This window comes from Leisingera sp. ANG-M7, from assembly GCF_000813965.1.
Taxonomy (GTDB): domain Bacteria; phylum Pseudomonadota; class Alphaproteobacteria; order Rhodobacterales; family Rhodobacteraceae; genus Leisingera.
Genome location: NZ_JWLI01000057.1, coordinates 1 through 806, shown reverse-complemented (window position 1 = coordinate 806; position 806 = coordinate 1). Strand labels below are relative to the sequence as shown.

The 806-nt window shown below is 59.3% G+C and carries 1 protein-coding gene; it reads left to right on the top strand.

Annotated features, from left to right (window positions below):
* Nucleotides 1-614 (top strand): LPS export ABC transporter permease LptG (gene lptG / locus RA26_RS21965; RefSeq protein WP_039187606.1); only part of this gene is annotated, 614 nt, incomplete at its 5' end.
* Nucleotides 615-806 lie beyond the last annotated feature (192 nt).

The window sequence follows — 806 nt, the reverse complement described above, 5'->3', positions numbered from 1 at the left end:
GCGATGGCAACAACTTCGTCAATATCAACGGGGTGCGTAACGATGGCGCCCTCACCGGCATCACCCTCTATCGCTTCACCCCCGAGCGCAAGCTGATCGACGTGGTGCAGGCGCAGGAGGGGGTGTTCGAGCGCCACCACTGGCTGCTCAAGCAGACCCAGGTTACCCGCTTCGACGATCCCGCGCAGATCCGCAGCGAGCAGCATGACAAGATGGAGTGGAGCTCAGAGTTGACGCCCAAGCAGCTGGGGGTGGTGAGTATCGACCCCGAGAACCTCTCGGTCTCCGGTCTGCTCGACTACATCGGCTATCTCGATGCCAACAAGCAGGATGCCGGTCGCTACAAGCTGGAGATGTGGCGCAAACTGCTGTCACCGCTCTCGGTGGTGGCGATGATCCTGCTGGCCTCCTCCTTCATCTTTGGCCCGCTACGCTCGGTGAGCATGGGGGCTCGGATGCTGATGGGGATCATGACCGGCTTTGCCGTCTATGTGAGTGATCGGGTGTTTGGCCCCATCAGTCTGGTCTATGCGGTACCGCCCATTCTGGCGGCTATCGCGCCCAGCTTGCTGTTTGGCGGCATCTCCTTCTACATCCTCAGCCGCAAGCAGTAACCCGCACGAGGTTATGAGGAAATGCAAAGAGGGCACCTGTTGGTGCCCTCTTTCGTTGCTGCATTGATCCGGGATTACTTGTTCAACAATTCCAGATTTTCCTGCTTGCTCAGCACGATCACTTCGCACTCGGCCCAGATATCCTGAAACGCCCGCGGACGCTGGCGGTTGAACAGGCACATCAGGTTGCCC